The organism is Shewanella sp. 10B, assembly GCF_023475885.1.
GTDB classification, from domain to species: domain Bacteria; phylum Pseudomonadota; class Gammaproteobacteria; order Enterobacterales; family Shewanellaceae; genus Shewanella; species Shewanella mangrovisoli.
Genome location: NZ_JAMDJO010000022.1, coordinates 1 through 1,398 on the forward strand (window position 1 = coordinate 1; position 1,398 = coordinate 1,398).

The window sequence follows — 1,398 nt, forward strand, 5'->3', positions numbered from 1 at the left end:
ATCAGGCAGCACTTTTGCCGCGGGTACCACTGTCGCCCTAGACGGTGGCAGCTTAGTACTCAATGCCGATGGCTCTTACAGCTTTACTCCAAATGCAGATTGGAACGGCCAAGTACCTGTCATCACTTACACCACTAATACAGGTTCAACTGCAACATTAACCATTAACGTCACCCCTGTTGATGACCCATCGGTACTAGCAAACGATACTAATACCGTCGATGAAGATACGGTAGCAACAGGCAATGTACTCGACAACGACACCGATGTAGATTCAATCTTAAGTGTTGTTAGTTTTACAGTATCAGGCAGCACTTTTGCCGCGGGTACCACTGTCGCCCTAGACGGTGGCAGCTTAGTACTCAATGCCGATGGCTCTTACAGCTTTACTCCAAATGCAGATTGGAACGGCCAGGTTCCGGTTATCACCTACACCACCAATACTGGTTCAACTGCAACATTAACTATCAATGTCACTCCTGTGGCCGATGGTGGTCCAAGTGTTACTATCACAACTGATACTAACGATGATGGCTTTATCAGTAATGCTGAACTCGGTGGTGCAACCGAAGTTAGTGTCACTATTGGATTAGGCGGCACTGGTGCAAATGCAGGCGATACTCTGACGGTCAATGGTGTTGACTATGTGTTGACACAACAAGATATCAACAATGGTTTTGTCAATTTAACACTGCCTGCGCCAGCTGAAGGTGAAACCATTACTGTGGTAGCAACCATCACAGATCCAGCGGGTAACACCTCGCCTGAAGGTAGCGATTCAGCCCTACTCGACACAACTGCACCAACAATTACTGTCAGTGCTCCTGATGATACGCAAGACACTACCCCAACAATTACAGGTACTACTGATGCCGCGCCTGGCAGTGTGATCACTATTGTTGTAACCGACAGTAACGGTGTGCAACAAACTCTCACTACAACCGTTAACCCCGATGGTACTTATGCTGTCGATGTAACAGAACCGATCCCTCATGGTGGCTATACCGCGGTAGCGACAGTAACAGATCCTGCGGGCAACACAGGTAAAGCAACGGATAACGGTAATGTCGATATTAAGATTGATGAGGACGGCGACGGCAACACCGTGGCCATCACCAGCATCACCCAAGACACTGGTAGTTCCAGCACGGACTTTATCACCAACGACAACACCTTAGTGTTCCACGGTACCGTCGATTTGGATGATGACAGCACCTTAGCCGTCACCATCAACGGCGTGGTCTACACCACCGCCAACGGCTTAGTGATTGATGCGCAAGGTAACTGGAGTGTGGACTTAACCGGTACCGTGCTGCCTGACGGCACCTACCCTGTGGTCGCCACCGTCACCGACGTGGCTGGCAACAGCAAAACCGTCACCCAAGATGTGGTGATTGA

1 protein-coding gene is annotated in these 1,398 nt (G+C 49.6%); it reads left to right on the top strand.

Going from position 1 to position 1,398, the window contains the following annotated elements; translation table 11 throughout:
* Window positions 1-1,398, top strand: a 1,398-nt coding sequence (locus tag M0415_RS21275; protein WP_249560534.1) for an Ig-like domain-containing protein, incomplete at both ends; no start/stop codon positions are given.